The sequence below is a fragment of the Pseudomonas sp. C6002 genome, assembly GCF_013385805.1.
Classification (GTDB): Bacteria; Pseudomonadota; Gammaproteobacteria; order Pseudomonadales; family Pseudomonadaceae; genus Aquipseudomonas.
Genome location: NZ_JACAPH010000030.1, coordinates 250,504 through 276,911, shown reverse-complemented (window position 1 = coordinate 276,911; position 26,408 = coordinate 250,504). Strand labels below are relative to the sequence as shown.

Here is a 26,408-nt window from a genome sequence, read left to right as displayed (position 1 = left end):
GTTTGACTTGCCCAGCGCGGCCCACCGCCGCCTGAGTCCCTTCCAAGCTCGCTGTACAACCAGCGGTCAAGACCGCTGACCGCTCGCTGCGAGCAATTCCTTCAAAATCGTCGCCGGGTCGGCCCGCTGTTGCTTGCGGTAGTTGCCCACATGGCGAACGAATAACGTCGCACGCGTCACCAGGCTCTTGCCCAGTACCGGCTTGCGATCCAACTCTTCCTTGATCCGTTGAAACTGCGCCTGGATCACCGCATCTGTGTAGCGCGTGCCGGTGGCCAGGTTGTCGATGTAGATCGCCACCGCGCCGTCCAGCGCACTGCGCCCATTGGTGATCGCCGTGGCGAACAGCTGCGCGCTGGCCTCGTCCTTGGCGTCGATGGCCTGCTGGCGGCTCTTCTGCAAATTGATCAGGCGGATGTTGTAGTTGTTGATGGTCTCGGCCACCAGGGCCGCGGACTGAATCAGGTTGCCGGCCGCTTCTTCGCGCTGCTGGGCGATCAGCGAGACGTTGCGCTTGAGCTCTTCGTTGACCAGGCCGAGCTCCGCTTGCAGGCGCGGGTCGACGCTGGCGGCGATGATGCTGTCCAGGCGCTTGGTCGGGTCCTGGGCGTCGTCGATGGCATCGGTCAGCGAGGCCAGGCGACCTTCCTTCTGCCACTGGGCGAACAGTTCCTTGTAGCGCGAACGCGGTGCCGACAAGGCGCCAATCGCCACGCGAAAGCCGGTGGTCTCGTTGCTTTGTTCGGTACCGTCGGCGGCGAACAACGGGTACTCGCGGCGCATGCCGGTGAACAGCGTGCCCTCGCCTTCCAGATAGTTGCCGCCCTTGACCACGAACCCGCCGTAGGTGCCCTGACGACGCCCGGCGTGCACCAGTTGAAAGGATTCCTGGACCATTTCCGCCGCGTTGCCGATCACATCGAACATGCCGATCGGGTTGGGCAGCTTGGTGCCGATGGGCATCAGCCGTGCGGCCTGGCCGGTGCCACCCGCGACCTGATTGAACACCGCGTAATCGGCAAGGGGACCATCGCTTTCGCTGCCCTCGGTACGCCGTGGAAACAGCCGGCCTTCCAGGTCCTGACGGCTGACCGCCTGGCCACCGCGCGCGGCAAACTCCCACTCCACTTCGGTAGGCAGGCGCACAAAGCCCAGCCCGCCGTCATCTGCCGAAGCACCGCGACCACTCACCGGCAACAGCTCGCGGTGATATTTCATCAACCAGGCGCTGTACACCGCCGAGAAACGTTCGGCTTCAAAGCGCGACAGCTTGACCTTGGGCAAGCGCGCCGCCATCCCGGTAGGTACATCGCACGCCGGGGCGGGTTCGCCACTGGCCAGGGATTGCGCCTGGGACATGACCTGCGCATATTGCCGCGCGGTGACTTCGTACTTGCCGATGAAGTACAGCATGGGCTTGAGCGGGGTCTTGGCGTCGGTCTTCGGCATCAGCGGCGCGATGACCTTGTTCCAGTCCTTGGGCAGGTCCTTGAGGGTGAACTGGCCGTTGATGAAGTCGCGGCGATAACCGGAAATGAACGACTGCTGATAGCCCGCTTCACCTTCGCTGAACGGGTAGCCGAGGCTGATCTCGCGGTCATCCAGGGTGCCCTGGGCCAGCACGTAGGCATAGCGGAACACCATGTTGCCTTCGCAGGGCAGCGGCAGGCTGACGTCATCCGGCAACGGCTTGGGGTTGTCCAGCTTGTCGCTCGCCTCATCGGCCCAGGCCACGCAGGACAGGGTCAGCGCCACGGCGGCGCCCAGTAACTTATACATCTCTGATTCCTTCAGAAGCCTGGATACGCGCCACACGCCAACCACCACACGCCGCCGCCACGGCGCTGACGCCGAGGACAGCTGCCAGGGCCAGGCCGTAGTGACGCGCCAGCAGGTGGCTGGCGTATTCGCCCGGCACCTGCACGAATAATTGGTTCAGGCCGGACTCTGCCAAGCCATATAAAAGCCCACTCAATGCAGCGGCAAACCCCGCGCTGTAGAGCGCCTGCAACACCACAAACAGCAACAACCCGGCGGTGGAAAACCCCAACAACCGCAATACCGACAGCTCCCGGCGCTTGCGTGCAACCGACGCCAGCGCCCCGGCAAAGATCGCGGCAAACGCGCCCGCCAACGCCAGCCCGGCGATGATCCAGAACACGATCGACAGGTTGCGGCTCAACGACTGCACCTGGGCGATGGTCTGGGCCTGGGTCGACACCAACAGATTCTGCCCGGCGAAATACACCCGCAGCGGCTCCACATCCACCAGGCGCCGCGCATACAAACGGAACGCCGGGTATACCCGCTGTTCGCTGACGCCCACCGCTTCGCCGCCCCAGCCAAACGCCGGCACCGCGCGGCCATCGCGATAATCTTCCGCCGCTTCCAGCAAGCCCAAGGGCGCAAACAATCCATCCCGGGCGAAGGCTTCCAGCGGCGCTACCTGCAGCACTTGAACCCGCAGGCGTTGCGACTCGACGCGCCCCGCCACCTGGCGCCCAAAACTCGCCTCCAGCCAATCCCCGGCCTTTGCCCCGAGCTTTTCGGCAGCGGTGTGGCTCAGCACGATCTGATCCAGGCCCTTGGGCATCGGCAGGCCGGCCAGCAATGGGTCGTTGGCGGCGGTCGGCAGCATCTCCACCGTCACCGCCCCCAACTGCGCCGTCGCCGCAATCTGCCGGGTGCGCGGCAAGGCGAACGCCACGTCGCTGCGCTGGCGGAGCTGCTCGACAAATTCACTGCTGAATCGACCACCGCCCAACGGAATAATTTCCCGGGTGGCCGGGTCGTTCTCCAAACGTTCGGTCAAACTGCTAACCAGTCCAAATTTCAGGCCGAACAACACCAGCAACGGCGCGATCACCGCCACCAGCGCCAGCACCGAACACACCGACAGCCACGCATCGTTGCGGTAATCCTGCCAGGCCAGGGAAGTCACCAGGGCGATACGCATCAGCACGCCTCCCCAAGGGTGGCGGTGACGCCGCCGTCGGCGTCGCGACGGCAACTGATGCGCCGCACCTGCAAGCCGCTGGCCCGGGCCAGGGGTTCATCATGGGTGGCGATCACGCAGCACGCGCCGTTATGCCGGGCCTGGGCCAACAGCGCCTGCATCACCCGCTCGGCGTTCAACGGGTCGAGCGCAGCGGTGGGCTCATCCGCCAGCAACAGCTGCGGACCGTGGGCCAGGGCTCTTGCGCAACTGACCCGCTGACGCTGGCCGACGGACAACGCCGTCGGCTTCTTGTCCAACTGATCAGTGATTTCCAACTGCTCGGCCAACCGCGCCACGCTGCCGTCGTCTTTCAAACCCAGGAGTTGCCGCGACAACGCAATGTTGCCGCGCACATCGAGAAAGCCCAGCAGGCCACCGGTTTGCAGCACATAACCCAGGTGCCGACTACGCAGGTCCGCCAGCGCGCTTTGCTGATCACTACGCCAAAGCCCGGCAATGTCGACGCGGTTGAAATCGAACTGCCCGACCTGATCCGGCGCCAACACCAGCGCGAGCAAATCCAGCAAGGTGCTCTTGCCACAGCCACTCGGCCCGACCACCGCCAACTGTTCACCCGCACGCAGTTGCAAGCCCGGTATCACCAGGCTGTAGCGCTGGGCACCAACGCCCCGGCTCTTGTGCACTGCGCTCAAGTTCAGCATTACGGCAGCGTCGACAGCGGCACGCGGTACAACGCATCACCCGGCTCGGCATCGCCGAAACGGACCCAGTTGGCCACATCGTTATGGAAGGTTTCGTAGAGGCGGATCTTCGAATCCAGCTCGTCGATAAAGTCTTCCTGCTCGGCCACGCTCAACGACAGCCACAAATCCTGGGTCATGTTCAGCGACTTGCTGCGGTACGGCAGGCCTTCCAGGTATTCGCCAAGGATGCCGCCGTCCGCCAGGTTGCCGCCCTTTTTCAAGGCCTGTGGATCACGGCTCATATAGGCCGAGGCGCTGGCGATTTCCTGGAAGAAATCCTTCGGTGAGGTCTGGGTTTTGCGCGCGGCGTCGACGATCAGTTTCAAGGACTGCTGCAAATCGTTGAGCTGCAATTTGGTCAGCATCACGCACACCTGAAAGGCCGGCAGCGCGGTGTTGGTCAGGTCGCGATCGGCGGTCCAGGCACTCACCAGTTGCGGCGCCTGGCTCGCGGTTTTGCGGCCGAGGAAATCCATGTGCATCGCGTAACCGACGGCGGCGGATTTGTCCGCCAGGGTCGGCGCGGCACTGAGCAGCGGCACCGGCTGCGGCGTGTTGCTGCGCACCTGATGCACCAGGTTGGCGAACACCGTGCCGATCTCGTCGACCCGCTCGCCGAACTTGCGCACATCGCCACCGGGCACCGGCGTGTACAGGTCGCCGATCTGCGGGTTGGCATCGGCGGTCAGGGTCCGGTACTGGGTTTCGGCGCCGCTGTGGGTTTTCTTCCCGGCTTCGGTGCGCAGGTGCAAGGCGTAGATCTTGATCTGCTTGCCCAGCGCCGCCTGGCGCACTTCGGCTTCGTTCATCTGGGTGGTGGCGAACGGGTCGTTCTTGCGCAACGCACCGGCGTCGGTCACCAGCAGGATCAGGCGCCCGCCGTAGCCGGACCAGTCCATGCCTTCCACCGCCTGCATGACACCGGCGAACGCGTCTTCATTGAACGAGTGGCTGGACACCGTCGACGCTTTGACCTGCCGCGCCATGTCGAGGAAGCGCTGCGGGTCGCGCCCTTGGTCGAGGGTGATCAGGGTCTTGGCCACATACTCCAGGCCGGGGGTTTTCTTGATGCTGTTGCGAAAACCCACCAGGCCAAAGCTCACGCTGTCCAGTTCGCCACGCTCGGCGATGCGGGTTTGCAGCTCGTGGACCACGTCGCGAACCTGGTCGATGTAGGGCTGCATCGACACCGTGGTGTCGACCACCAGCACCACCGCAGTGCGGAAGGCGTCGGCGCTGGCATCGATCGCCGGCGTTCGGCCGACAGCCTTGGCGATGACATTAGGCGTGTTGCCCGGGTCGATGGAGGCGACGTTGAGCAACTGCACCGGCTGGCCGTTTTCGTCGAAGCTCTCTTTGGAGTCGAAGATCGGCAGCAGGTAAAACTGGTTCTGCGGCACAGCACTGGCGGCCGGTTCCAAGGCCAGCACTTGCTGGTTGTCCTCGCTGTTTTTCTGCACCTTGAGCAGCAGGTTTTTCGCTGCGGCAGGATCGGCCAGCAGCTTTTCCACTTCCGCAGATTGGCGCAGGAACATCACCGGCGCCCGGCCCGAACGCTCGGTGAACTTGAGCACCAGGCTCTGCTTCCAGTCGCTGGCTTGCGCCGCCGGCAGCCAGCCGTCGCTGCGCCCGTCGGTGGCGGCGCCAACCCGTAGCCAGGGGCTGCCGTCGACGTCCTTGCGTTGGTAGACATAGAGCACGGAAAACGCCGGCAAACCTTCGCCAGGCGCCCCGCCCGCTTCGTGGGAAAGCTTGGCGCCGGGCTTGCTCAGTACCCGCTGGAACAGGGTTTTCTTGCCGGCCATCAGCAACGGGCGTTGACCGCCGTCGACCTGCGCCGCTACCGGTTGCGCGGCAGGCGGCGGGATGGTCTTGGCCGCCTCGGCAACCGGCGGCGCGGCGGCTGGCGCGTCATCTTTCAACCACCAGTAACTTGCGCCCGCAATCGCCAGCGCCACTGCCACGGCAACCGCTGCCAACGCCAGCACCGGCCCACGGTTTTGTCCGGACACAGCCGAGTGTTGCGTCGGCGTCACCACCGGTTGCCGCACGGGTTGTGGCTGCGGCTTTTCGGTCGGGATTTCGATGGAAACCGGCGTGAGTCCGGCCAGGTCATTCGAGACCGCCACCGGAATCGGCAGAGGCCGAATCAACGTCGCCTCGACCTGCTCTTCCTTCGGCAACTGATCCAACGCCCGCAACAACGCCGCCGCATCCGGGAAGCGTTCCGCCGGGTCTTTGGCCAGCAGCTTGCGCAGCACCTCCTGATAACGCCCGTGGTGCACCGGCAATTCCGGCAGCGGTTCAGTCAGGTGTGCCAGTGCTGTGGAAAGCGCATCGGTGCCGTTGTAAGGCAACTTGCCCACGAGGATTTCATAGAGCACCACGCCCAGCGCATACAGGTCGGCGCGCCCGTCAATTTCCTGGCCTCGCGCCTGTTCGGGGCTCATGTAGCTCGGCGTGCCAACGGCAAATCCGGCCTGGGTGAATTGCGTGCGGTCATCCAGGGACTTGGCGATGCCAAAGTCCGACAGCACCGCCGTGCCATCCGCGCGGAACAGAATGTTCGCCGGCTTCACATCGCGGTGTACCAGGCCCTGGGCGTGGGCATAACCCAGCGCCGAGGCGATCTGGCGGATATACGTCAGCCCTTGCTCCGGCGTCAGGCCCGCGGCGATGCGCTCCTTGAGCGTGCCATTGGGCAGGTATTCCATGGCCATGTAGTACAGCTCACCGACATTGCCGATGTCATGGATGGTCACGGTGTGCGGGTGGGACAGCCGCGCCAGGGTCTTGCCTTCGCGCAGGAAGCGCTCGCAGAAGCTCGGGTCGGCCGCCAGCGCCGCCGCCATGATCTTCAGCGCCACCTTGCGCTCCAGGGAACGCTGGGTCGCAAGGTACACGCTGGCCATGGCGCCAACGCCGATTTCGCCTTCGATGTCGTAGCCGGGAATGATGATGTTCATGTCGACACCTTCACAACGATGGCGGTGATGTTGTCCGGCGCGCCGCGATTGAGCCCCAGGTGCACCAGGCTGCGGACGATTTCGTCCGGCTCGGCATGGCTCAGTACTTCGCGGATCTCGTGGTCTTCGACGGTCTTGTTCAGGCCGTCGCTGCACAGCAGGTAACTGTCGCCGGGGGCGATCAACAGGTCGACCGACGACAACGCCAACTGTGCTTCCACGCCAATCGCGCGGGTGACGATATTCGCCCGTGGATGCACCCGCGCATCGGCTTCGCTGAGCAGGCCGCTGTCCTGCAAGTCCTGCACGTAGCTGTGGTCGCGGGAAATGCTTTCCAGCAGGCCGTCGCGCAGGCGATACAGGCGGCTGTCGCCGGCCCACAGGCACACGCCGCGCAAGCCTCGGGTGGCGAGCAACACCACGGTGCTGCCCATCATGGTCACGCCACGGTGGGCGGTTTCTTCGCGCACCGCGCCGTTGACTCGCAGCAGGTCGCTGCGCAACGCCGCCGTGTATTCCTCAAGAGAACGGCCCACGGGAATGCTGCGCAGGCTGTCGACAATCAGGCTGCTGACGTAATCCCCCGCCGCGTGCCCGCCCATGCCGTCGGCCACCACCCACAGGCCGTTTTCCGGCAGGTCGAGGCAAGCGTCTTCATTGACTTGGCGAACCATGCCGACGTGGCTTTTGCTGGCGGATTTGAACGTGGACCGCATCTACACAACACCTTCTTGGCCGAGCAAAAATTGCGCAAAATCGTCGGCAGCAGGCAAGCCCTGACACCGCATTAAACCGGGAGAAATCTGTTGCGAACCACGGCCCCACCACAGGCTCGCGCCTTCGCAGGCCTGTTCGGCAAGCGCAGTCATCCGCGCCTGCGGGTCTGTGGCGTTTACACGCTGCAAGCCCGCAAAGCGACTACCCAAGGTGCGAGGTTGGCAGGCTGGAGCGCCGAGGGATTCGATCCCGCCGCTGAAACCTTCGAAGCTGGCGCCGGCGTCCAGCGTGCTCAGCAACAACTCTTCCACCTGTTCAAACCAGGTGTCCGGGCCGCCAACGACGGAGGCCGGGTCGGTGTCGTGATCCAACAGCGCAGCCACCGTCAGCGGGAAATAGCGCCCCACCCGGTCGATGCTCGGCATCACCACGCCCACCGCCGCGTCCGGCCCGCACACACCCGGCGCCAACACGAAGCGCCACAATGGGCTGACCAGGTAAGCATTCAGCCAGTCAGCCCCGAGGCGGGTCTGGCTGGCGAGCAATCCGGACGCCAGCCAACTGTCCCAAGGGCCGATAAAACTCTGGGGCAGCGCGCGGCTGACAAAGTCGCCGCGGCACGCCAACTTGCCATAGAAACCCAGCGTGGTCATAGCCGCTCCGGCAGGCTGAAGCCGTTAAGCACGCGGCTCTTGAACGGGTTGAAGGCACTGTTGGCCCGCAACTCGTAGGAGATGCTCGCGCCGTCGACCCGCAGACGCAGGTTGAAGCGGTCCGGCGAATTGCCGGCGGTCAGGTCCGATTGCTCCAGCAGGCGAAACCAGGCCCACGGGCCGTCCAGCGTTACACCGGAGCGCCCGCTGGCTGACGGCGGCATGATGGAAATGCGCACCACGCCAATGCTGCCGGGATTCGGCCACTGCATCGCGACCGGGCGGCTCGGGCCGTGGTCGTAGCTCAGTTGCTGGCCGTCCAGGTCCAGCAGGAACTGGGTGATGGTCGCGTCCATCGCCACCGGCTTGAGTTCAAAGCGCACGATCGGCTGGGTGCCACCGGCACGGAAAAACGCATCCCGAATGGTCGCCGCACGCTGGAACGTTTGCAGCACGCCCGGCGCGATGCCGAGCTTCTGCGCCGCGCCCGGCTGCCAGCGCCAGGTTTGCGTGGAGGTGTCGACGTAAGGTTGCAGGTACTTGCGGAAGTAATTGTCCATCACCCCGCCCACCCCGAAGAACTGGCCGAAGTCATCCAGGGTCGCGTCCCGCGCACTGCCGGGCGACATCGGATAACGCCCGGCCAGGGACTGGCGATACACGTTCACCACTTCGCTGACCCACGCCGCATTCAGCTGGTTGCGCACCCCGCCCATCATGCTGTTGGTGGTGGAGTTGACCACTGACTTGACCATGCCCTGCACCAGCGGCGGCTGGCGTTCGGCATTCAGGCTGACCCGCGTGGCCGCAGCCGCCGCCTGGTTTTTCGCTTCGCCGAGCAACGCATCGCCGCTGGCGCCGACCATGGCGCTGACCTGCACATACAACGCATTCATGTCCGCCAGCAGGCCATCAATGGCCGCCGGTTCACCTTCGTTCTTGCTGACGATGCTGTTGAGTTCGGCGAAGTGCGCCGTCACCGGGTCTTCACTGGCCGCTGGTGCATTCGCAGTTGGCTGGTCCTGGCCAAGCAGGCTGCCGAGGCGTTCCTTGAGCTTGTCCACGCCACCTTCCACCGGCGCGCCCTTGGCGGCCAGCAAGCGTTCTTCCGCCTGCAGATCGGTCTCCTTGGAGACTGCCACCAACAGCTTCTTCAGCGGCGAGGTCGGCCCGGAAATCACCCGCAAAACGTCGGCCGCCTGGGCCACGCTGGTGATCGGCACAAAGTCGATGTCCGCCAGCAAGGCGTCCCACTGGCGTTGATAGTCCTGGAAGTAAAGGCGACGCACGTCCGCCGCGAGGCTGACCACGTTCTGTTGATCGGCCGGCTCGCGGCCCAGCACCCATTGCTCTTCAGCGAGGGTGCCGGTCTGGTTCAGGCTGGTCAGCAGGAAGCCCTGGCGATAACCCTTGGCGGTGAAGAAACCGCTCAACGGTTCGCCCAACGGCTTGCCGCTCTTGCGACTGAACACCAGCGCGGCATCGCGGCCCGCCGCTTCGTTGATGCGAAAGTCCGGCACGCCTTCCGGCAGTTTCTGGCGCTTGATGCGGTCGTAGACGCGCTGGGCCACCGGCAGTTGCTGCAGTTGCCGGCGCAGGTCGTCGATCAAGCGCGGGTCAAGCCGGGCGCTGGGCGGATGCCGCTCGAACAAGGTCTGCAAGTGCCCGATCAATGCCTGGCGTTGGTCCGCCGGCAGGTCGCGCGGCAGGTTGCGGTCCCAGTCGAGGGCGATCCAGGCCTTGATGAAGTCCGGGTCGTAATGCTCGCTGTCGGCGAGCATCAGGTAGGCCTTCAAACCTTCGTAGAGGAAGTCGGAATTGCCGCCGCCGTGCAGTTGCTCTTCGATGCGCGTCACCAAACGGGGTGCGAACACGGCGATCAACAGCTTGCGGTAGACGCTGGAGGATTCGGCTTCGAGCATGTCGCCCTGATACAGGCCCAAGCCTTCGGACCAGCTCGGCGAGTCGCCCGCGAGGTTCTTCACGGCGTTAAGCAGGGGCAGCACCGCGAGTACTTCGCGCTGTGCCGGGCTGAGGTTCTGCACGGTCTGGCCCAACGGCGCGACCTTCTGGTCAACCTGGGCGATGTAGGCCTGGTTGGCGCGATAACTCACCCACCACAACGTGCTGACGACCAGTACCAGCGCCACGGTTGCGGCCAGCACACCCCGGGCAATCCACTTGCGACGGCGCTCGACCTTCGGGTTGACGCCCACCAGGCCACGCTCGGCAAACGCCACGGCGGTGAACAGTTTTTCGATGAAGTAACTGCGCCCGGTGCCGGTCTGGCGCGCCAGGTGCTGGCGGTCCAGGTTCATGCTCTGGGCCATGGCGCCGATCAAGCGGTCAATCGGGCTGCCTTCCTGGGTGCCGCTGGTGAAGTACACACCGCGCAGCAAGACGCGCTCTTCAAAGGCGTTGGGTTTGAACACGCCTTCGAGGAAGCCTTGCAGGCAATCCTTCAACGCGCCGAACTGCTGCGGGAAACCGTAGATCAGGTCGCGCCGCGCCGGGTCGCGTTCCTGTTGCAGGCGCTCCACCAGGCGCTCGTTGAGGCGCTGTTCCAGGCCGGCGAACTCGCTTTGCAGATGGGCCAGCGGGCTGTCGCTGTTCTTGCCGTCGTCCAGGGCGAAGGTCATGCCCCACACCTGGGCGCGCTCTTCCTTGCTCAGGTTGTCGAAGAACTCCATGAAGCCCGGCACCAGGTCGAGCTTGGTGAGCATCAGGTAGATCGGGAAGCGCACGCCCAGTTGGGTGTACAGCTCCTGGATGCGCAGGCGGATCGCGGCGGCATGGGCGGCACGCTCGGCGTCGCTGCCCAGCAGCAGGTCCGAGAGGCTGATGGCGATAAACGCACCATCAATCGGGCGCCGGGAACGCTGCTTTTTCAGCAGGTCGAGAAAGCCCAGCCAGGCGGCTTTATCCACCGTGGAGTTGCTGTCCTGGGTGGTGTAGCGGCCAGCGGTGTCGAGCAATACGGCCTGGTCGGTAAACCACCAATCGCAATTGCGCGTACCGCCCACGCCCCGTACCGCACCGGCACCCAACTGCGCCGCCAAGGGAAAGTGCAGCCCGGAATTGACCAGCGCGGTGGTCTTGCCCGAGCCCGGCGGGCCGATGATCACGTACCACGGCAGCTCATACAGGTTGCGGCGCTCGTCACCGCCCAGCTTGGCCTTTTTCAACAGGGCCAGGGCTTCGTCCATGCGCTGGCGCAGGGTCGCCAGCTCTTCGGCGGTGGCGACGCTGGCAGGGTCTGGCGGGGTTTCCGCCGCGAGGCTGCGCATCACTTCGGCGGCCTGGCGCCGGGCCTGGATAATCCGGAATACGCGGTAGGCAATCCACACCGCGAACACCAGGATGATCAGCGCCCAGCGGCGCCCTTCCGGCACCAGCACATCGAGCAACGGGCCCACAAACCAGATGATCAGGCTCAAGGCGATCAGGCCCAGCAGCGGGATCACCCAGCGAATCACAAAACTGAAAAACGCCTTCACTCGACGCCCTCCGCCAATACGGTGATTTCTACCCGGCGATTGCGCGCACGGCCTTCGGCTGTGGCGTTGGTCGCCACCGGCTCGGTGTCGCTGCGGCCTTCGGCGCTGAAGCGTTCCGGCTGGCCGGTCTTGGCCGCGAGAATCTCCAGCACCGACTTGGCTCGCGCTTCGGACAGCGCCCAGTTGGACGGAAAGCGCAGGGTCGCAATCGGACGGTTATCGCTGTGGCCGGTGACCCGCACCTGGCCCTTGACCTTGCGGATGGCGTCGGCAATGCGCAGCATCAGTGGCTGGAAGTCATCGACGATGCTGGAGCTGGCCGAGGCGAACAGTTCATCGCCACGGATGGTCACCACGGAGCGGTCGACAGCATCTTCCACCGCCACGCGACCGGCCTTGATGTCTTCCACCAGGAAGCCCGCCAGGCGTGGCCGCTCGATGATTTTCGGCTGGGCCACCGGACGGTCGATGGCCTGCACCGGGATCTCGCCCAGGGCATGAATATTCTTGAACACCGGCTCGGCATCCGACGCCAGTTTCATCCGCAATCCGAACAGCAACGCCAGCAACAATGCCACGCCGATGGCCACGGCGATCCACGGCGGCATGAACTGCGCCAGGCGATCACGGGCCACGGTTACGCCGCGCCAATGGGGCGACAGCTCGCGCTCATGTTCGCCACGGGCACTGCGAATCGCCGCCGCGGTACGCTCGCGCAAGGCTTCCAGCTGGCTACGGCCGTCGTTCATCACGCGGTAGCGACCTTCGAAACCCAGGCACAGGCACAGGTACAGCAGTTCCAGCAGGTACAGGCGTTCCCGCGGGCTTTGCAGGCAGTGATCCAGCAATTGGAAGACCTTTTCGCCGCCCCAGGCTTCGTTGTGCACGGTGATCAGCAGGCTCTGCTTGCCCCAGTCACTGGCACTGCCCCACGGCGTACTCAGCACGGCTTCATCGAGGGCGGTGCACAGCGCGTAACGCGCCAGCAGCACATCGTTGCGGGCCACGCCGGCCGCCTCGGCACGTTCTTCGAACTGGCGCAGGTAAGCCAGCAACTGCGCACGCAGGCTCGCTGGCGCAGGGTGCGAGATCGTGTTGCGCAGGCGCGTCAGCAGCGACAACAACGGGCCGGCAGCGCTTTCCAGCGGGTTCAGGCCCTGGGCCTTGCCGGTCAGGATCGGCGCAGCGGGCATCGACAGCGGCGCCGGCTCTGCGCGAACAGGCTCCGGCGCGCGGCCACCGGGACGCGGCATGAACTGGGTGCGGTCATCGTCATTCGGATGCATCGCGGATTACCCTCGGATGGCCCAGAAAGCCAGGTTCAACCCCGGGAACTGGCCGGCGATGTGGAACGCAAAGCCACCGGAATTACCCAGTTGCTGCCAGTGCTCGCTGCCCCGGTCCAGCTCGTAGTAGGTGGAGCCTGCGTGGTACGGAATCTGCCGTGGCGCCACCGGCAGCGGCAGCAGGCCGATGCCCGGCAGTTGCAGGTTGACCAGGTCGCGGATGTGTTCCACCGAGCCGACTTTGCTTTGCTGGCCGAAGCGTGCGCGCAGGGTTTCGCCCGGCACATCGGCGCGCACCACCAGGATGAAACTGGCGCTGTCGATCAGGGTTTTGTCGGCCAGCATCGCCACGTGCACGCCGTAGGCTTTCTCGACAATCGGGATCGGCGTGGCCTTGCTGTCGATCAGCATCGACAGCGCCTCGCGCAGGGCCTGCATCACCGGGGTGAAGCTCAGGGCCAGGTCGTCATGCTGGTATTGCGGGTATTCGTGGGGGCGGCGACCCGTGGTGGAGAAGGTCGAGAACTCGCCGGCCAGGCTCACCAATTCACTGAAGAAACGCTCCGGATGCAGCGGGCTCAACTGACTCAGGTGCTGGATCAGCGGCTGGGCGCGGTTGACCAGTTGCAGCAGCATGAAGTCGGCAATCTCCGAAGCACCACCGGCGCCCGAAGCCACCACGCGCCCGGCCAACGCTTCGCCGCGCTGGTGCAGCAGGCCCAGCAGTTCGCTGCGAAACGCGGTCAGCGGTTTGCTGGCCGTCACGTCGAGGACCGGCGGGATGTAGCTCTCGTCCAGCACCAGGGCGCGGTCGGCGCGTTTTTCCTTGATGCGCACCAGGCCAATGGCCGCGTAATCGCTGATGCCATCCTGGGCGGTCAACAGGCGCAAGGCGCGGGAGCCGACCGCCACCGGCGCACGGTTTTCGAAGGGCGCGTTGTCGTCGCGCACTTCACGCACCTGGCTGACATAGCGCGCGGCTTCCAGGGCCTCGCCTTCGTCGACGGTGTCGCGGGCGCCGGCACGCTTGAGGGGCAACGCCAGGTACACCAGGCCATCGCGCAAGTTGTCGTCGATATTCAGCGGGCTCGGCGCCAGGTCGTCCTGGGGGATATTGAACGGCGTGCCATCCGGTAACAGGCCACGTGCCGAGACGATCGCCAGCTTGCCCTGGGCCAGCAGGCCCTGGTCGATCAACAGTTCGGAAAAGCCCCAGGCCCCCGCCGACAACGGGCGGCTGCGCGCATCGATCAGGTTTTCCAGGTAACGGTCATGCTGCTGGAAGTGCTGCGTTCCGATGAACATGCCTTCCGACCAGACCACGCGATTGTTCCAGGACATGGGGGCTCCGATTCTTATTGGGCAGGGCTGGATGGGGGGACCACGACGTCGGCACGCACGGCATGCACATCGAGGCTGATCTGGTATTCAGTGTATTGGCGTGCCGGCACGTTGAGCACCGTGCGCCACTCGGCGCGGTCCAGTTCGCGATAGCCCACCAGCAGGCCGATCTGGCGGGTGGACGGGTCGAGGTCGCGCTGGATGCTCAATTGCTGGCCGGGCAGGATCACCACTTCGTCCTGGTCGAGCAGGTCGAGGCCGAGGGTCGACTGTGCGCGATCGGCCAGGGCGAAGTAGTCGGAACGGCTGAAGGTGGCGGCGTTTTTCAGTTCGAAAATCCGCACCCGTACCGGGGCTGCCTGGCCATTGGCGCCGGGGTTGAGCCCGGCGATGGCATGGAAATGCAGCTCGACGGCGGCGGTGTCTGCCTCAGCTTCGGCGGCCTCGGGCTTGGCCGCATCCTTGGCACACGCCGTCAGCAGAAGCGCGGTGGCGACTGCGAGTAAAAACCTGGGAATCATCCTGCGTCCTCAATGACGTACTTAGCTATCCGTTGTTCCATGCACTGCGTTGTTAGTGACGCTGTCGGCTGCTGTGCGCTTCGTAGGCACGGCTGAATTCACGCCCGAACAGGTCCTGGAAATCTTCCTGGGCCTCGCGGGAAATATTGCTGTAGAGCTCGGTGAACTGCTGCCAGTACTGGGCCTGGCGCGAGCCGTTGAAAATGCTCGACAGCCCGCCGGGCTTGCCCATGCGCTCTTCGAGCTGCGCCGGTTCAAAGCGCGTCAGCAGGTGCTTGATGGCGGCTTCGACCCCGGCCATGACGGCCAGTTGGTGGGCGCGCAGATCGTCGAAACTGTCGCGCACGGCCAAGTCCGGTGCCATAAACGCCTGATTGCTGTGGCGTAGGAGCAGCAGTAGCGCTTCATCGGCATTCGGGGCGAATTTCAACGGATTGTTTTCCACCGGTTGAATCACCGTCTGCTGCATGCGGAACTCGCCCTTGAGGCTGCTGCGGGCACGCAACACGTCGATCAGGCCTTCGACCATCAGCCGGTAACTGCGGCCGATGCTTTCCATCTGGGCTTCGGCCTGGGCCTTGTCCAGGCGCAACTGATCGAGGCCCGCACCACGCAGGAAGGCTTGCAACAGGTCGGGCTGGCTGGCATCAGCCACCGGGAGCGGGCGCTCGACCTTGGGCGGCTCGATGACCGGCGGCTGTGGCGGTGTTGGCGGCGGCGGTGCAACAGGCCTGGGTGCCGGGGCATCGCCGAACAGATCCCAGTCTTCGGGGATTACTGAGCCCGAGACCACCGGCGCAGGCGGCTCAGCCACGGGCAGCGGTGTCGGCGGGCGGAAGTCGTGCTGCTCGGCCGGCACGTGATCGTGCACGGTGGCCGGCGGTACGCTGGTGGGCGCGAGGAAGTCGAACAGGTCCGGCAGGGTGTCCATCGACGAGGCGCCCTGGAACTGCGGCGCGATCACCGGAGGTGGCGTCGGGGCCTTCACGGCGGCGCCCATCAGGGCTTCGAAACTGTTGGAAGCGTCACCGGTGAAAGACGGGGTATCTGTCACTTTCAGGTTGAAATCGATACGCGCCTGGATCTCGTAATCGCCGATGCGGATCAGTTCGCCGTCCTGCAATGGCTCGCTGCTTCCCCGCCGCAAACGAATACCGGCATGCACTAACTCAACTCCATTAGTGCTGTTATCAGTTAAGTAGTAACGACCATCTTTGTACTGAATAACGCAATGTTGCGTGGAAACAAGACGTTCTGGATCAGGCAGTACCCAGTCATTTTCGGAACCGCGGCCAATAGCCATCACTCCCTGGTCCAGGGACTTTTCAGAACACTGGCCAGGGGTAATCTTGTGATAACTAGTGATAGTCAAGCACAGCGACATCTTGCCTCCTTGCTGATACTTCGCGCGCGGCCGTTCCCTGGGAGAAATGCTCCGAGAGATCCACGACAGATCCTTTCAAAACCTTGAAAGCCTGCTTCAACCCGCGTAATTGCTGATCTTAACCGGCCTGTATGACAAAAATCCTGCCTCGGCACCTGCTTCGACTGATCAGTCGCACAAGATGTTAAGCACCGCACATCTGTCATAGAGGGCGAATAGCTTACCTTGACAAGGCATAAGTACTACACCAAAAATGCACAACTTCTTGAACACCAATGATGGCACTTTGAAATCAGCATGATGTCAAAGCGCTAAATAAGACCAAGAAAACATGCAAAGTTCCTCGCGCAACTAATGCATGAGTTGCCCGTCATCTAACGGGCTGATAGGGAGATCGAATTTAGTGGATGTGCCTCTGCTGCTCACCGCCGTTTCCGCGACTTCGCCCTGTGGCGAAGACTTGGAATATGACGCCGATTACTTGCATCTTGAGCGTGCCGCACAGGGTCAACCCGAGCGCAGCATGGGCGACTCGATCCTGCCTGCCGAACCTCCGGAATGGCGCAGCATCCAGCAGCAAAGTCTCGACCTCCTGCAACGCAGCAAAGACCTGCGCATCACCCATTTCCTGTTGCAAGCCGCCCTCGCCCTCCAGGGCATTGCAGGGCTTGCCGACGCACTCGCGCTGATCAACGCGCTGCTGCGCGAATACTGGGCCGACCTGCATCCGCGCCTGGATGCCGATGACGACAACGACCCCACCGTGCGCATCAACGCCCTCAGCGGCGTGGCCAGCGACGCGAACATCCGCCTGCTGCGTGAGGCCATTCTCACCCGTTCGCGCACCTTCGGGCCCGTCAGCCTGCGCGCCGCGCTGAATGCCAGCGGGCTGCAGAGTTTCCCCGGCGAAAACCTCGGTGCCGAACAGCTTAACGGCGCATTCCTCGACAGCGATGCCGAGCAACTGCAAGCCACCCGCGACGCGCTGAACGCCGCCCGCGACGCCTGTGAGGCCATCGAACAATACGTCAGCGACCAGGTCGGTTCCGCCCAGGGCGTGGACCTCGGCCCCTTGAAGCAACTGCTCAAGCAGGCCGCGCAGATACTTAACCAATACGCCCCGCACAGCGGCGCTGCCAGCGAGCCCGAGGTTGTCAGTGACGACAATGCCCCCTCGGTTGAATACGCCGCCGCGCCCGTTGCAGCACGCCCGACCGGCGACATCGCAAGCCGCGATGAAGTGCTGCGCAGCCTCGACAAGATCCTTGCGTACTACACCCGGCACGAGCCTTCGAGCCCGCTGCCGGTGCTGTTGAACCGGGCGAAGAATCTGGTGCACGCCGACTTTGCGGCCATCGTGCGCAACCTGATTCCCGACGGCATGTCCCAATTTGAAAATCTGCGCGGGCCGGACAGCGAATAAGCGTACGGATCGCGCAGTTACAACACCGTCGCTCAAGCGACCAGGAGCAGCAACGTGGCGAAGCAAAGTTCTCAGAAATTCATCGCGCGCAACCGTGCGCCTCGGGTGCAGATCGAGTACGACGTCGAGCTCTACGGCGCCGAGAAAAAGGTCCAGCTGCCCTTCGTCATGGGCGTGATGGCCGATCTCGCCGGCAAGCCCGCCGAGCCTCTGGCGCCTGTGGCCGACCGCAAGTTCCTTGAAGTGGACGTCGACAACTTCGACTCGCGCCTCAAGGCCATGCAGCCACGCGTCGCGTTCCACGTGCCCAACGAGCTGACCGGCGAAGGCAACCTGAGCCTGGACATCACCTTCGAAAGCATGGACGACTTCAGCCCCGCCGCTGTGGCGCGCAAGGTCGATTCGCTCAAGCAACTGCTCGAAGCCCGCACCCAACTGGCCAACCTGCTGACCTACATGGACGGCAAGACCGGCGCTGAAGAAATCATCATGAAGGCGATCAAGGACCCGGCACTGCTTCAGGCACTTGCCAGCGCGCCCAAGCCTGCAGGGGAGCAGTAATCATGACTGACAATACCGCCCGCGAAGGCACCCAGATCCTGGGTACCACCGAAGAAGCCAGCGAGTTCGCGAACCTGCTGCTGCAAGAATTCAAACCCAAGACCGAGCGTGCCCGCGAAGCCGTGGAAACCGCTGTGCGCACCCTGGCCGAGCAGGCTCTGGCCCAGACCGACCTGGTGTCCAACGACGCGATCAAGTCGATCGAATCGATCATCGCCGCCATCGACGCCAAGCTCACCGCCCAGGTCAACCAGATCATCCATCACCAGGATTTCCAGCAGCTGGAAAGCGCCTGGCGTGGCCTGCACTACCTGGTGAACAACACCGAGAGCGATGAGCAGCTGAAGATTCGCGTGCTCAACATCTCCAAGCCGGACCTGCACAAGACCCTGAAGAAATTCAAGGGCACCGCGTGGGACCAGAGCCCGATCTTCAAGAAGATGTACGAAGAAGAATACGGCCAGTTCGGCGGCGAACCTTACGGTTGCCTGGTGGGCGACTACTACTTCGACCAGTCGCCTCCCGACGTGGAGCTGCTGGGGGAGCTGTCGAAAGTCTGCGCCGCCATGCACGCACCGTTCATTGCCGCCGCTTCGCCAACCGTGATGGGCATGGGCTCGTGGCAGGAACTGTCGAACCCGCGCGACCTGACCAAGATCTTCACCACCCCGGAATACGCCGGCTGGCGCTCGCTGCGTGAATCGGAAGACTCGCGCTACATCGGCCTGACCATGCCGCGCTTCCTGGCGCGCCTGCCGTACGGTGCCAAGACCGATCCGGTGGAAGCCTTCGCCTTCGAAGAAAACACCGACGGTGCCGACAGCTCCAAGTACACCTGGGCCAACGCCGCTTACGCGATGGCGGTGAACATCAACCGTTCGTTCAAACACTTCGGCTGGTGCTCGCGCATCCGTGGCGTGGAGTCGGGCGGTGAAGTCGAGAACCTGCCGGCCCACACCTTCCCGACGGATGACGGTGGCGTGGACATGAAGTGCCCGACCGAAATCGCTATCAGCGACCGCCGCGAAGCGGAACTGGCGAAGAACGGTTTCATGCCGCTGCTGCACAAGAAAAACACCGACTTTGCCGCCTTCATCGGCGCCCAGTCGTTGCAGAAACCGGCCGAATACGATGACCCGGACGCCACCGCCAACGCCAACCTGGCCGCGCGCCTGCCGTACCTGTTCGCCACCTGCCGTTTCGCTCACTACTTGAAGTGCATCGTGCGCGACAAGATCGGTTCCTTCAAAGAGAAGGACGAGATGCAGCGCTGGTTGCAGGACTGGATCCTCAACTACGTCGACGGTGACCCGGCGCACTCCACCGAAACCACCAAGGCCCAGCATCCATTGGCTGCCGCCGAAGTGATCGTGGAAGACGTCGAAGGCAACCCGGGGTACTACAACTCCAGGTTCTACCTGCGCCCACACTACCAGCTTGAAGGGCTGACCGTGTCGCTGCGCCTGGTATCGAAACTGCCTTCGGCGAAAGGCGCGTAATACCGTCGCTCGTTCCCACGCTCCGCGTGGGAATGCCGCCCGGGACGCTCCGCGTCCCAGTGACGCAGAGCGTCACAAGATGCGTTACCACGCAGAGCGTGGGAACGATCAGCGTTAACAAATTCTGTGGCTGAGACCACACAGGGAGAAAACATGGCTGTTGATATTTTCATCAAGATCGGCGACATCAAAGGCGAGTCCATGGACAAGGCCCACAAGGACGAAATCGACGTGTTGAACTGGAGCTGGGGCATGGCCCAGTCCGGCAACATGCACGTGGGCGGTGGCGGCGGTGCGGGCAAGGTGAACATCCAGGACCTGTCGCTGACCAAGTACGTCGACAAGGCCTCGCCCAACCTGATGATGCACTGCGCGAGCGGCAAGCACATCGACAAGGTCACGCTGACCGTGCGCAAGGCCGGCGGTGAAAGCCAGGTCGAGTACATGATCATCAACCTGGAAGAAGTGCTGGTCACCTCCCTGAGCACCGGCGGTTCGGGCAGCGATGACCGCCTGACCGAAAACGTGACCCTGAACTTTGCCCAGGTGATGGTGGACTACCAGCCACAGAAAGCCGACGGCACCAAAGACGGCGGCGCGATCAAGTTTGGCTGGAACATTCGCTCCAACACCAAACGCTGATTGCCCCTGTAGCCGCCACCCCAAGTGGCGGCTGCAAGCCCCCTGTTCCTCTCGCAACCCGTCCGTGGAGCTGCTTTGGTGGTAACTGAAATTGCTTCCCGCGATCGCCTGCAACCGTCCCTGCTGGACCGGTTGACCGACGATGACCCGACCAATCCCAAGGAAAGCGCCGACAAACGCGTGCTGTCCCTGAGCCAATTGAAAGCCTCGGTGCTGCGTGACCTGACGTGGCTGCTCAACACCACTTCACTGCTCAACGCCGATGCCACGCTGCACACGCCTGCCGGTACGTCGGTGGTCAATTACGGGCTGCCGGCGCTGGCGGGCAACAGTGTCTCCAGTGTCGACATCAGCGCCCTGGAAGCCTTGATTCGACAAGCCATCGCCACCTTCGAGCCGCGCATCCTGCGCCACACCTTGCGGGTCAAGGCACGCGTCGGCCACGGTGAGATGAACCACAACGCCCTGAGTTTCGAGATCGAAGGCGACCTGTGGGCGCAGCCGGTGCCGTTGCGCCTGTTGCTGCAAACCGACCTGGACCTGGAGTCCGGCCATGTGCGTGTGGTGAACGCCGACCAGCGGAGACGCCCATGAACCCGCGCTTGCTGGAGCTGTATAACCAGGAACTGCACCACGTGCGCGAAAGCGCCGCCGAGTTCGCCAAGGAATACCCGAAGATCGCCAGTCGGCTGACCCTGTCCGGCATGGACTGCGCCGACCCGTACGTCGAGCGTTTGCTCGAAGGCTTTGCGTATCTCACGGCCCGGGTCCAGCTCAAGCTCGACGCCGAGTACCCGACCTTCACCAACAACCTGCTGGAGATCGCCTACCCGCACTACCTGGCGCCGACCCCGTCGATGACCGTGGTGCAGTTGCAGGCCGATCCCGATGAAGGCTCCCTGGCCAGTGGTTTTCCACTGCCCCGCGACACCGTCCTGCGCGCCGCCTTGGGCCGCGAAACCCAGACCTGCTGCGAGTACCGCACCGCGCACCCGGTGACGCTGTGGCCGTTGCAGGTCGCCCAGGCCGAGTACTTCGGCAACCCGTCCGCCGTGCTCGGGCGGTTGGCCGCCAGCGAACCCAAGGCCAAGGCCGGCCTGCGCCTGACCTTGCGTACCGGCGCCGAACTGCCGTTCAACAGCCTCGCCCTGGATAACTTGCCGCTGTACCTCAGCGGTGCCGACGAGCAACCGTTCCGCCTCTACGAACAACTGCTGGGCAATGCCTGCGCGGTGTTCGCGCGCAAGCCCGGCGGTGATTGGGTTGAACGCCTGCCGCCGGATGCCTTGCGCTCCCGGGGTTTCGACGACGCCGATGCGGCAATGCCGGTGGTGCCTCGGGCATTCCAGGGCTATCGCTTGCTCCAGGAATACTTCGCCCTGCCCCACCGTTTTCTATTCGTTGAATTCGCTGAGCTGAGCCGCGCCGTCAAACGCTGTGACGGCCAGGAACTGGAACTGATCGTGCTGTTCGACCGTCACGATCCAAGCCTGGAAGGCAGCGTCGGCAAGGCGCAATTCGTGCCGTTCTGCACCCCGGCAATCAACCTGTTTCCCAAGCGTGTGGACCGGATTCACTTGTCCGAGCGGGTCAACGAACACCATGTGATCGCCGACCGCACGCGACCGATGGATTTCGAGATTCACTCCTTGAGCGGCATCACGGGCCACGGCACCGGACCGGAGCAGCCGTTCCTGCCGTTCTATGCAGTACGCGATCCATCGCGCTATGGCCGTGACCAGGCTTACTACACGGTGCGTCGCGAACCCCGCGTGTTGTCCAGCGACCAGCGCCGCAACGGGCCGCGCTCCACCTATGTGGGCAGCGAAACCTTCGTCAGCCTGGTGGATACCCAGCAGGCGCCGTACCGCCATGACCTGCGCCAACTGGGCGTGACCGCGTTGTGCACCAACCGTGATTTGCCACTGTTCATGAGCGTGGGCAACGGCAAGACCGACTTCACCCTGGCCGACAGTGCGCCGGTCTTGGCCGTGCGCTGCGTCGCCGGGCCAAGCCGCCCGCGCGCCAGCCATGCCCATGACGCCAAGGCCTGGCGCCTGATCAGCCAGTTGTCGTTGAACTACCTGTCGCTGAGCGAGCAAGGCCAGGGCGCCGCCGCGCTGCGTGAACTGCTGCGCCTGTATGGCGACAGCAACGACGCCGCCCTGCAATTGCAGATCGAAGGCCTGCGGGAAGTCAGCAGCAAGGCGGTGACCCGGCGCCTGCCGATGCCCGGCCCGATCGTGTTTGGCCGCGGCCTTGAGATCACTCTGGAATTTGATGAAAACGCGTTCCGCGGCACCGGCGTGTTCCTGCTCGGTGCGGTGTTTGAACGGTTCCTGGCACGCTATGTGTCGATCAACAGTTTTACCGAGACGGTGATCCGTACCACCGAACGCGGCGAGATCATGCGATGGAAAGCCAAGCCCGGACGCCGTCCGACCCTGTGAGTACCCTGGATGCGATGCATCAGGAGCCCTGGGAATATGACTTCTTCCAGGCGCTGCGGCGTATCGAGTGCGAATCGCCGGACCTGCCACGCCTGGGGCACTCCCTGCGCCTGGCGGATGACCCGCTGCGTCTCGGGCAGCAGGCCGATTGCACCTTTGCGCCGGCCACATTGGCCTCGGTCGAACCTGGGGCCGAAGGCCAGCCGGCACGGCTGGAGCAGTTCTTCTTCGGCCTCGGCGGCCCCAACGGCCCGCTGCCGCTGCACATCACCGAGTACGTGCGTGAGCGCCAGCGCAACAACGCCGACAGCACCAGCAAGCGCTTCCTGGATGTGTTCCACCACCGCCTGCTGACCCTGTTTTATCGCGCCTGGGCCGAGGCGCGGCCTACCGTCAGCCATGACCGCCCGGACGATGACTACTGGTCGGCGCGCCTCGCCGCATTGAGCGGTCGCGGCACCCCGAGCCTGCTCAACCAAGGCCTGATCCCCGACACGGCGAAGCTGCATTACAGCGGCCACCTGTCGGCACAAACCCGCTATCCGGACGGCCTGAAGGCGATTCTCGGCGAGTACTTCGGCCTGCCGGTGGAGATCGAAGAGTACGTCGGCCAATGGCTGGAGCTGCCCGAACGCAGCCGCGTGAGTGTCAGCGCCAACCAGCTGGGCGTGGACTTTTGCCTGGGCAGCCACGTGTGGGACCGCCAGCATAAATTCCGCATTCGCCTGGGCCCGCTGAAGCTCGATGACTACATGGGCATGCTGCCCGGCAGCCAGCCGTTCAACGAGCTGGTGGCGTGGGTCGCCGAGTACCTGGGCCACGAACTGGACTGGGACCTGAACCTGATCCTGCAACAACCGGAAGTGCCGGCCCTGCAACTCAACGGTCAGTTCCGCCTGGGCTTCAACACCTGGCTCGGCCAACCCGAGCATGACGCCAACGACCTAATCCTGGCCCGGCATTACGCCGAACACGCCAACACCTCAAGGAATCCAGAGCATGGGTGAAATCAGTCGCGCCGCACTGTTCGGCAAACTCAACAGCGTGGCCTACAAGGCCATCGAAGCCGCCACCGTGTTCTGCAAGCTGCGGGGCAACCCGTACGTGGAACTGGCCCACTGGTTTCACCAGTTGCTGCAACTGCAGGACTCTGACCTGCACCGCATCATTCGACAGTTCAATGTCGAGCCGGCACGCCTGGCCCGCGACCTGACCGAAGCCCTGGACCGCCTGCCCCGTGGCTCGACGTCGATCACTGACTTGTCGTCCCATGTGGAAGAAGCGGTCGAGCGTGGCTGGGTCTACGGCAGCCTGATGTTTGGCGAAAGCCAGGTGCGCACCGGTTACCTGGTGCTGGGAATTCTCAAGACGCCGAGCCTGCGCCACGCGCTGTTGGGCTTGTCCGGTGAGTTCGACAAGATCAAGGCCGAAGCCCTGAGCGAACGCTTTGATGAATACGTCGGCGACTCGCCCGAAAATGCACTGAGTGCCAGCGACGGTTTCAACGCCGGTGCTGTACCGGGCGAGGCCAGCGGCGCCATGGCCCCGAGCGCGATGGGCAAGCAGGAAGCCCTCAAGCGCTTCACCGTCGACCTGACCGAACAGGCCCGTAGCGGCAAGCTCGACCCGATCGTCGGGCGTGACGAAGAGATCCGCCAACTGGTGGACATCCTCATGCGTCGCCGCCAGAACAACCCGATCCTTACCGGTGAAGCCGGCGTCGGCAAGACCGCCGTGGTCGAAGGCTTCGCCCTGCGCATCGTCGCCGGCGACGTACCACCCGCGCTGAAAGATGTGGAACTGCGCAGCCTCGATGTCGGCCTGCTGCAAGCCGGCGCGAGCATGAAAGGCGAGTTCGAACAACGCCTGCGACAGGTCATCGAAGACGTCCAGGCTTCGCCGAAACCGATCATCCTGTTTATCGACGAAGCCCACACCCTGGTAGGTGCCGGTGGCGCCGCCGGGACCGGTGACGCGGCCAACCTGCTCAAGCCTGCCCTGGCCCGTGGCACCTTGCGTACCGTGGCCGCCACCACCTGGGCCGAGTACAAGAAGCACATCGAAAAAGACCCGGCCCTGACCCGCCGTTTCCAGGTGGTGCAAGTGGCCGAGCCGTCGGAAGACAAGGCGTTGCTGATGATGCGCGGCGTGGCTTCGACCATGGAAAAACACCATCAGGTGCAGATCCTCGACGAAGCGCTGGAAGCGTCAGTGAAGCTGTCCCACCGCTACATTCCGGCGCGTCAATTGCCGGACAAATCCGTGAGCCTGCTGGACACCGCCTGCGCCCGCGTCGCCATCAGCCTGCACGCGGTGCCGGCAGAAGTCGACGACAGCCGCCGCCGTATCGAGGCACTGGAAACCGAGCTGCAAATCATCGCCCGCGAGCACGCGATCGGCATCGCCATCGGTGCGCGCCAGACCAACAGCGAAGCGCTGCTGAGCGCCGAACGCGAGCGCCTGGCCACCCTGGAAAGCCGTTGGGCCGAAGAGAAAACCCTGGTGGATGAGTTGCTCGCCACCCGTGCGACGTTGCGTGAAAAATCCGGTGTCGTGGACAGCGGCGATGATCAATTGCGTGCCCAATTGGTAGACCTGCAACAACGCCTTAGCACCCTGCAAGGTGAAACTCCGCTGATCCTGCCGACCGTGGATTACCAGGCCGTGGCCTCGGTGGTCGCCGACTGGACCGGCATCCCGGTGGGCCGCATGGCCCGCAACGAACTGGAGACGGTGCTCAACCTCGACCAGCACCTGAAGAAACGCATCATCGGCCAGGACCACGCCTTGCAGATGATCGCCAAGCGCATCCAGACCTCCCGCGCCGGCCTCGACAACCCGAGCAAGCCGATTGGCGTGTTCATGCTCGCCGGCACCTCCGGCGTGGGCAAGACCGAAACCGCCCTGGCCCTGGCCGAAGCCATGTACGGCGGTGAGCAGAACGTGATCACCATCAACATGAGCGAGTTCCAGGAAGCCCACACCGTGTCCACCCTCAAGGGTGCGCCACCGGGCTACATCGGCTATGGCGAAGGTGGCGTGCTGACCGAAGCCGTGCGGCGCAAACCCTACAGCGTGGTGCTGCTGGACGAGGTGGAAAAAGCCCACCCGGACGTGCATGAAATCTTCTTCCAGGTGTTCGACAAAGGCGTGATGGAAGACGGCGAAGGCCGGGTGATCGACTTCAAGAACACCTTGATCCTGCTGACCACCAACGCCGGTACCGAGTTGATTTCCCAGGTCTGCAAAGACCCGGCGAACATCCCCGAGCCCGAGGAAATCGCCAAGGCCCTGCGCCAGCCGCTGCTGGAGATTTTCCCGCCGGCGCTGCTCGGCCGCCTGGTGACCATTCCGTACTACCCGCTCAGCGACGAGATGCTGAAAGCGATCACCCGCCTGCAACTCAACCGCATCAAGAAGCGTGTGGAGAACACCCACAAAGTCGCCTTCGATTACGACGACGACGTGGTCGACCTGATCGTGTCCCGCTGCACCGAAACCGAAAGCGGCGGGCGGATGATCGACACCATCCTCACCAACAGCCTGCTGCCGGACATGAGCCGCGAATTCCTCACCCGCATGCTCGAAGGCAAGGCGCTGGCGGGGGTGCGGATCAGCACGCGGGATAACGAATTGCACTACGACTTCAACGATTGACCTGACGGAATGCGATCAAAACTGTGGGAGCGGGCGTGCTCGCGAAGGCGGTGCATCAGTTGATGCATCCAGTGGCTGATTCACCGCATTCGCGAGCACGCCCGCTCCC

At 63.9% G+C, this 26,408-nt stretch carries 19 protein-coding genes; 8 read left to right on the top strand and 11 right to left on the bottom strand.

Annotated features, from left to right (window positions below; genetic code table 11):
- Positions 1-66: 66 nt before the first annotated feature.
- The 11 genes from HX817_RS20925 to tagH are packed head-to-tail and all read right to left on the bottom strand — an operon-like array spanning position 67 to position 16,067.
- The gene (locus HX817_RS20925) at positions 67-1,779 is read right to left on the bottom strand and encodes an SUMF1/EgtB/PvdO family nonheme iron enzyme (protein WP_063033839.1); all 1,713 of its coding nucleotides are present in this window, start codon (positions 1,777-1,779) and stop codon (positions 67-69) included.
- A complete protein-coding gene (locus tag HX817_RS20920; protein ID WP_177041063.1) occupies positions 1,772-2,956 on the bottom strand; it encodes an ABC transporter permease in 1,185 nt (394 codons plus the stop codon). Before HX817_RS20920 ends, HX817_RS20925 begins: the two co-directional genes overlap by 8 nt.
- Entirely contained in the window at positions 2,956-3,660 is a 705-nt protein-coding gene (locus HX817_RS20915; RefSeq protein WP_177041061.1) for an ABC transporter ATP-binding protein, read from the bottom strand. Before HX817_RS20915 ends, HX817_RS20920 begins: the two co-directional genes overlap by 1 nt.
- Positions 3,660-6,668, bottom strand: coding sequence for a serine/threonine-protein kinase (locus HX817_RS20910; protein WP_177041059.1), 3,009 nt, complete (start codon positions 6,666-6,668; stop codon positions 3,660-3,662). Before HX817_RS20910 ends, HX817_RS20915 begins: the two co-directional genes overlap by 1 nt.
- Positions 6,665-7,384 (bottom strand): PP2C family serine/threonine-protein phosphatase, encoded by a 720-nt coding sequence (locus HX817_RS20905; protein WP_003213320.1) that lies wholly within the window; start codon positions 7,382-7,384, stop codon positions 6,665-6,667. The genes HX817_RS20910 and HX817_RS20905 overlap by 4 nt, the downstream gene beginning before the upstream one ends.
- Entirely contained in the window at positions 7,385-8,038 is a 654-nt protein-coding gene (tagF, locus tag HX817_RS20900; protein ID WP_008439457.1) for a type VI secretion system-associated protein TagF, read from the bottom strand. It abuts the gene before it with no gap.
- On the bottom strand, positions 8,035-11,535 hold the full coding sequence (tssM, locus tag HX817_RS20895) for a type VI secretion system membrane subunit TssM (protein ID WP_177041049.1): 3,501 nt from the start codon (positions 11,533-11,535) through the stop codon (positions 8,035-8,037). Before tssM ends, tagF begins: the two co-directional genes overlap by 4 nt.
- On the bottom strand, positions 11,532-12,821 hold the full coding sequence (locus HX817_RS20890) for a DotU family type VI secretion system protein (protein WP_177041039.1): 1,290 nt from the start codon (positions 12,819-12,821) through the stop codon (positions 11,532-11,534). The genes tssM and HX817_RS20890 overlap by 4 nt, the downstream gene beginning before the upstream one ends.
- Before the next feature lie 6 nt (positions 12,822-12,827).
- Positions 12,828-14,162, bottom strand: coding sequence for a type VI secretion system baseplate subunit TssK (tssK, locus tag HX817_RS20885; protein WP_003213330.1), 1,335 nt, complete (start codon positions 14,160-14,162; stop codon positions 12,828-12,830).
- Positions 14,163-14,176: 14 nt separating this feature from the next.
- Positions 14,177-14,683: a type VI secretion system lipoprotein TssJ gene (tssJ, locus tag HX817_RS20880; protein WP_003213332.1), complete on the bottom strand. Its 507-nt coding sequence runs from the start codon at positions 14,681-14,683 to the stop codon at positions 14,177-14,179.
- Between the two features lie 52 nt (positions 14,684-14,735).
- Positions 14,736-16,067 (bottom strand): type VI secretion system-associated FHA domain protein TagH, encoded by a 1,332-nt coding sequence (tagH, locus tag HX817_RS20875; RefSeq protein ID WP_023659289.1) that lies wholly within the window; start codon positions 16,065-16,067, stop codon positions 14,736-14,738.
- 403 nt (positions 16,068-16,470) lie between these two features.
- Here tagH and tssA point away from each other — a divergent pair, with 403 nt between their 5' ends.
- The 8 genes from tssA (at position 16,471) to tssH (ending at position 26,299) form a co-directional block, all read left to right on the top strand.
- Entirely contained in the window at positions 16,471-17,490 is a 1,020-nt protein-coding gene (gene tssA, locus HX817_RS20870; protein ID WP_177041038.1) for a type VI secretion system protein TssA, read from the top strand.
- Positions 17,491-17,544: 54 nt separating this feature from the next.
- Positions 17,545-18,051, top strand: a complete 507-nt coding sequence (tssB, locus tag HX817_RS20865; RefSeq protein ID WP_003213340.1) for a type VI secretion system contractile sheath small subunit — start codon at positions 17,545-17,547, stop codon at positions 18,049-18,051.
- Positions 18,052-18,053: 2 nt separating this feature from the next.
- The gene (gene tssC, locus HX817_RS20860; protein ID WP_003213343.1) at positions 18,054-19,550 is read left to right on the top strand and encodes a type VI secretion system contractile sheath large subunit; all 1,497 of its coding nucleotides are present in this window, start codon (positions 18,054-18,056) and stop codon (positions 19,548-19,550) included.
- A gap of 153 nt (positions 19,551-19,703) precedes the next feature.
- Entirely contained in the window at positions 19,704-20,192 is a 489-nt protein-coding gene (locus HX817_RS20855; protein WP_003213345.1) for a type VI secretion system tube protein Hcp, read from the top strand.
- A gap of 78 nt (positions 20,193-20,270) precedes the next feature.
- Positions 20,271-20,786 (top strand): type VI secretion system baseplate subunit TssE, encoded by a 516-nt coding sequence (gene tssE / locus HX817_RS20850; RefSeq protein WP_003213348.1) that lies wholly within the window; start codon positions 20,271-20,273, stop codon positions 20,784-20,786.
- Positions 20,783-22,642, top strand: a complete 1,860-nt coding sequence (gene tssF, locus HX817_RS20845) for a type VI secretion system baseplate subunit TssF (protein ID WP_063033828.1) — start codon at positions 20,783-20,785, stop codon at positions 22,640-22,642. The genes tssE and tssF overlap by 4 nt, the downstream gene beginning before the upstream one ends.
- Positions 22,606-23,649 (top strand): type VI secretion system baseplate subunit TssG, encoded by a 1,044-nt coding sequence (gene tssG, locus HX817_RS20840; RefSeq protein WP_008439466.1) that lies wholly within the window; start codon positions 22,606-22,608, stop codon positions 23,647-23,649. Before tssF ends, tssG begins: the two co-directional genes overlap by 37 nt.
- Positions 23,642-26,299 (top strand): type VI secretion system ATPase TssH, encoded by a 2,658-nt coding sequence (gene tssH, locus HX817_RS20835; protein WP_177041019.1) that lies wholly within the window; start codon positions 23,642-23,644, stop codon positions 26,297-26,299. Before tssG ends, tssH begins: the two co-directional genes overlap by 8 nt.
- The last annotated feature ends 109 nt before the right edge of the window (positions 26,300-26,408 follow it).

What these genes read in the sequence shown, in the direction of transcription:
- HX817_RS20925 (WP_063033839.1), bottom strand. Translation starts at nt 1,779, where the DNA reads ATGTATAAGTTACTGGGCGCCGCCGTGGCGCTGACCCTGTCCTGCGTG.
- tssG (WP_008439466.1), top strand. Translation starts at nt 22,606, where the DNA reads ATGGAAAGCCAAGCCCGGACGCCGTCCGACCCTGTGAGTACCCTGGAT.
- HX817_RS20910 (WP_177041059.1), bottom strand. Translation starts at nt 6,668, where the DNA reads ATGAACATCATCATTCCCGGCTACGACATCGAAGGCGAAATCGGCGTT.
- tagH (WP_023659289.1), bottom strand. Translation starts at nt 16,067, where the DNA reads ATGTCGCTGTGCTTGACTATCACTAGTTATCACAAGATTACCCCTGGC.
- HX817_RS20920 (WP_177041063.1), bottom strand. Translation starts at nt 2,956, where the DNA reads ATGCGTATCGCCCTGGTGACTTCCCTGGCCTGGCAGGATTACCGCAAC.
- HX817_RS20915 (WP_177041061.1), bottom strand. Translation starts at nt 3,660, where the DNA reads ATGCTGAACTTGAGCGCAGTGCACAAGAGCCGGGGCGTTGGTGCCCAG.
- tssJ (WP_003213332.1), bottom strand. Translation starts at nt 14,683, where the DNA reads ATGATTCCCAGGTTTTTACTCGCAGTCGCCACCGCGCTTCTGCTGACG.
- HX817_RS20890 (WP_177041039.1), bottom strand. Translation starts at nt 12,821, where the DNA reads ATGCATCCGAATGACGATGACCGCACCCAGTTCATGCCGCGTCCCGGT.
- tssK (WP_003213330.1), bottom strand. Translation starts at nt 14,162, where the DNA reads ATGTCCTGGAACAATCGCGTGGTCTGGTCGGAAGGCATGTTCATCGGA.
- tssF (WP_063033828.1), top strand. Translation starts at nt 20,783, where the DNA reads ATGAACCCGCGCTTGCTGGAGCTGTATAACCAGGAACTGCACCACGTG.
- tssH (WP_177041019.1), top strand. Translation starts at nt 23,642, where the DNA reads ATGGGTGAAATCAGTCGCGCCGCACTGTTCGGCAAACTCAACAGCGTG.
- tssC (WP_003213343.1), top strand. Translation starts at nt 18,054, where the DNA reads ATGACTGACAATACCGCCCGCGAAGGCACCCAGATCCTGGGTACCACC.
- HX817_RS20905 (WP_003213320.1), bottom strand. Translation starts at nt 7,384, where the DNA reads ATGCGGTCCACGTTCAAATCCGCCAGCAAAAGCCACGTCGGCATGGTT.
- HX817_RS20855 (WP_003213345.1), top strand. Translation starts at nt 19,704, where the DNA reads ATGGCTGTTGATATTTTCATCAAGATCGGCGACATCAAAGGCGAGTCC.
- tagF (WP_008439457.1), bottom strand. Translation starts at nt 8,038, where the DNA reads ATGACCACGCTGGGTTTCTATGGCAAGTTGGCGTGCCGCGGCGACTTT.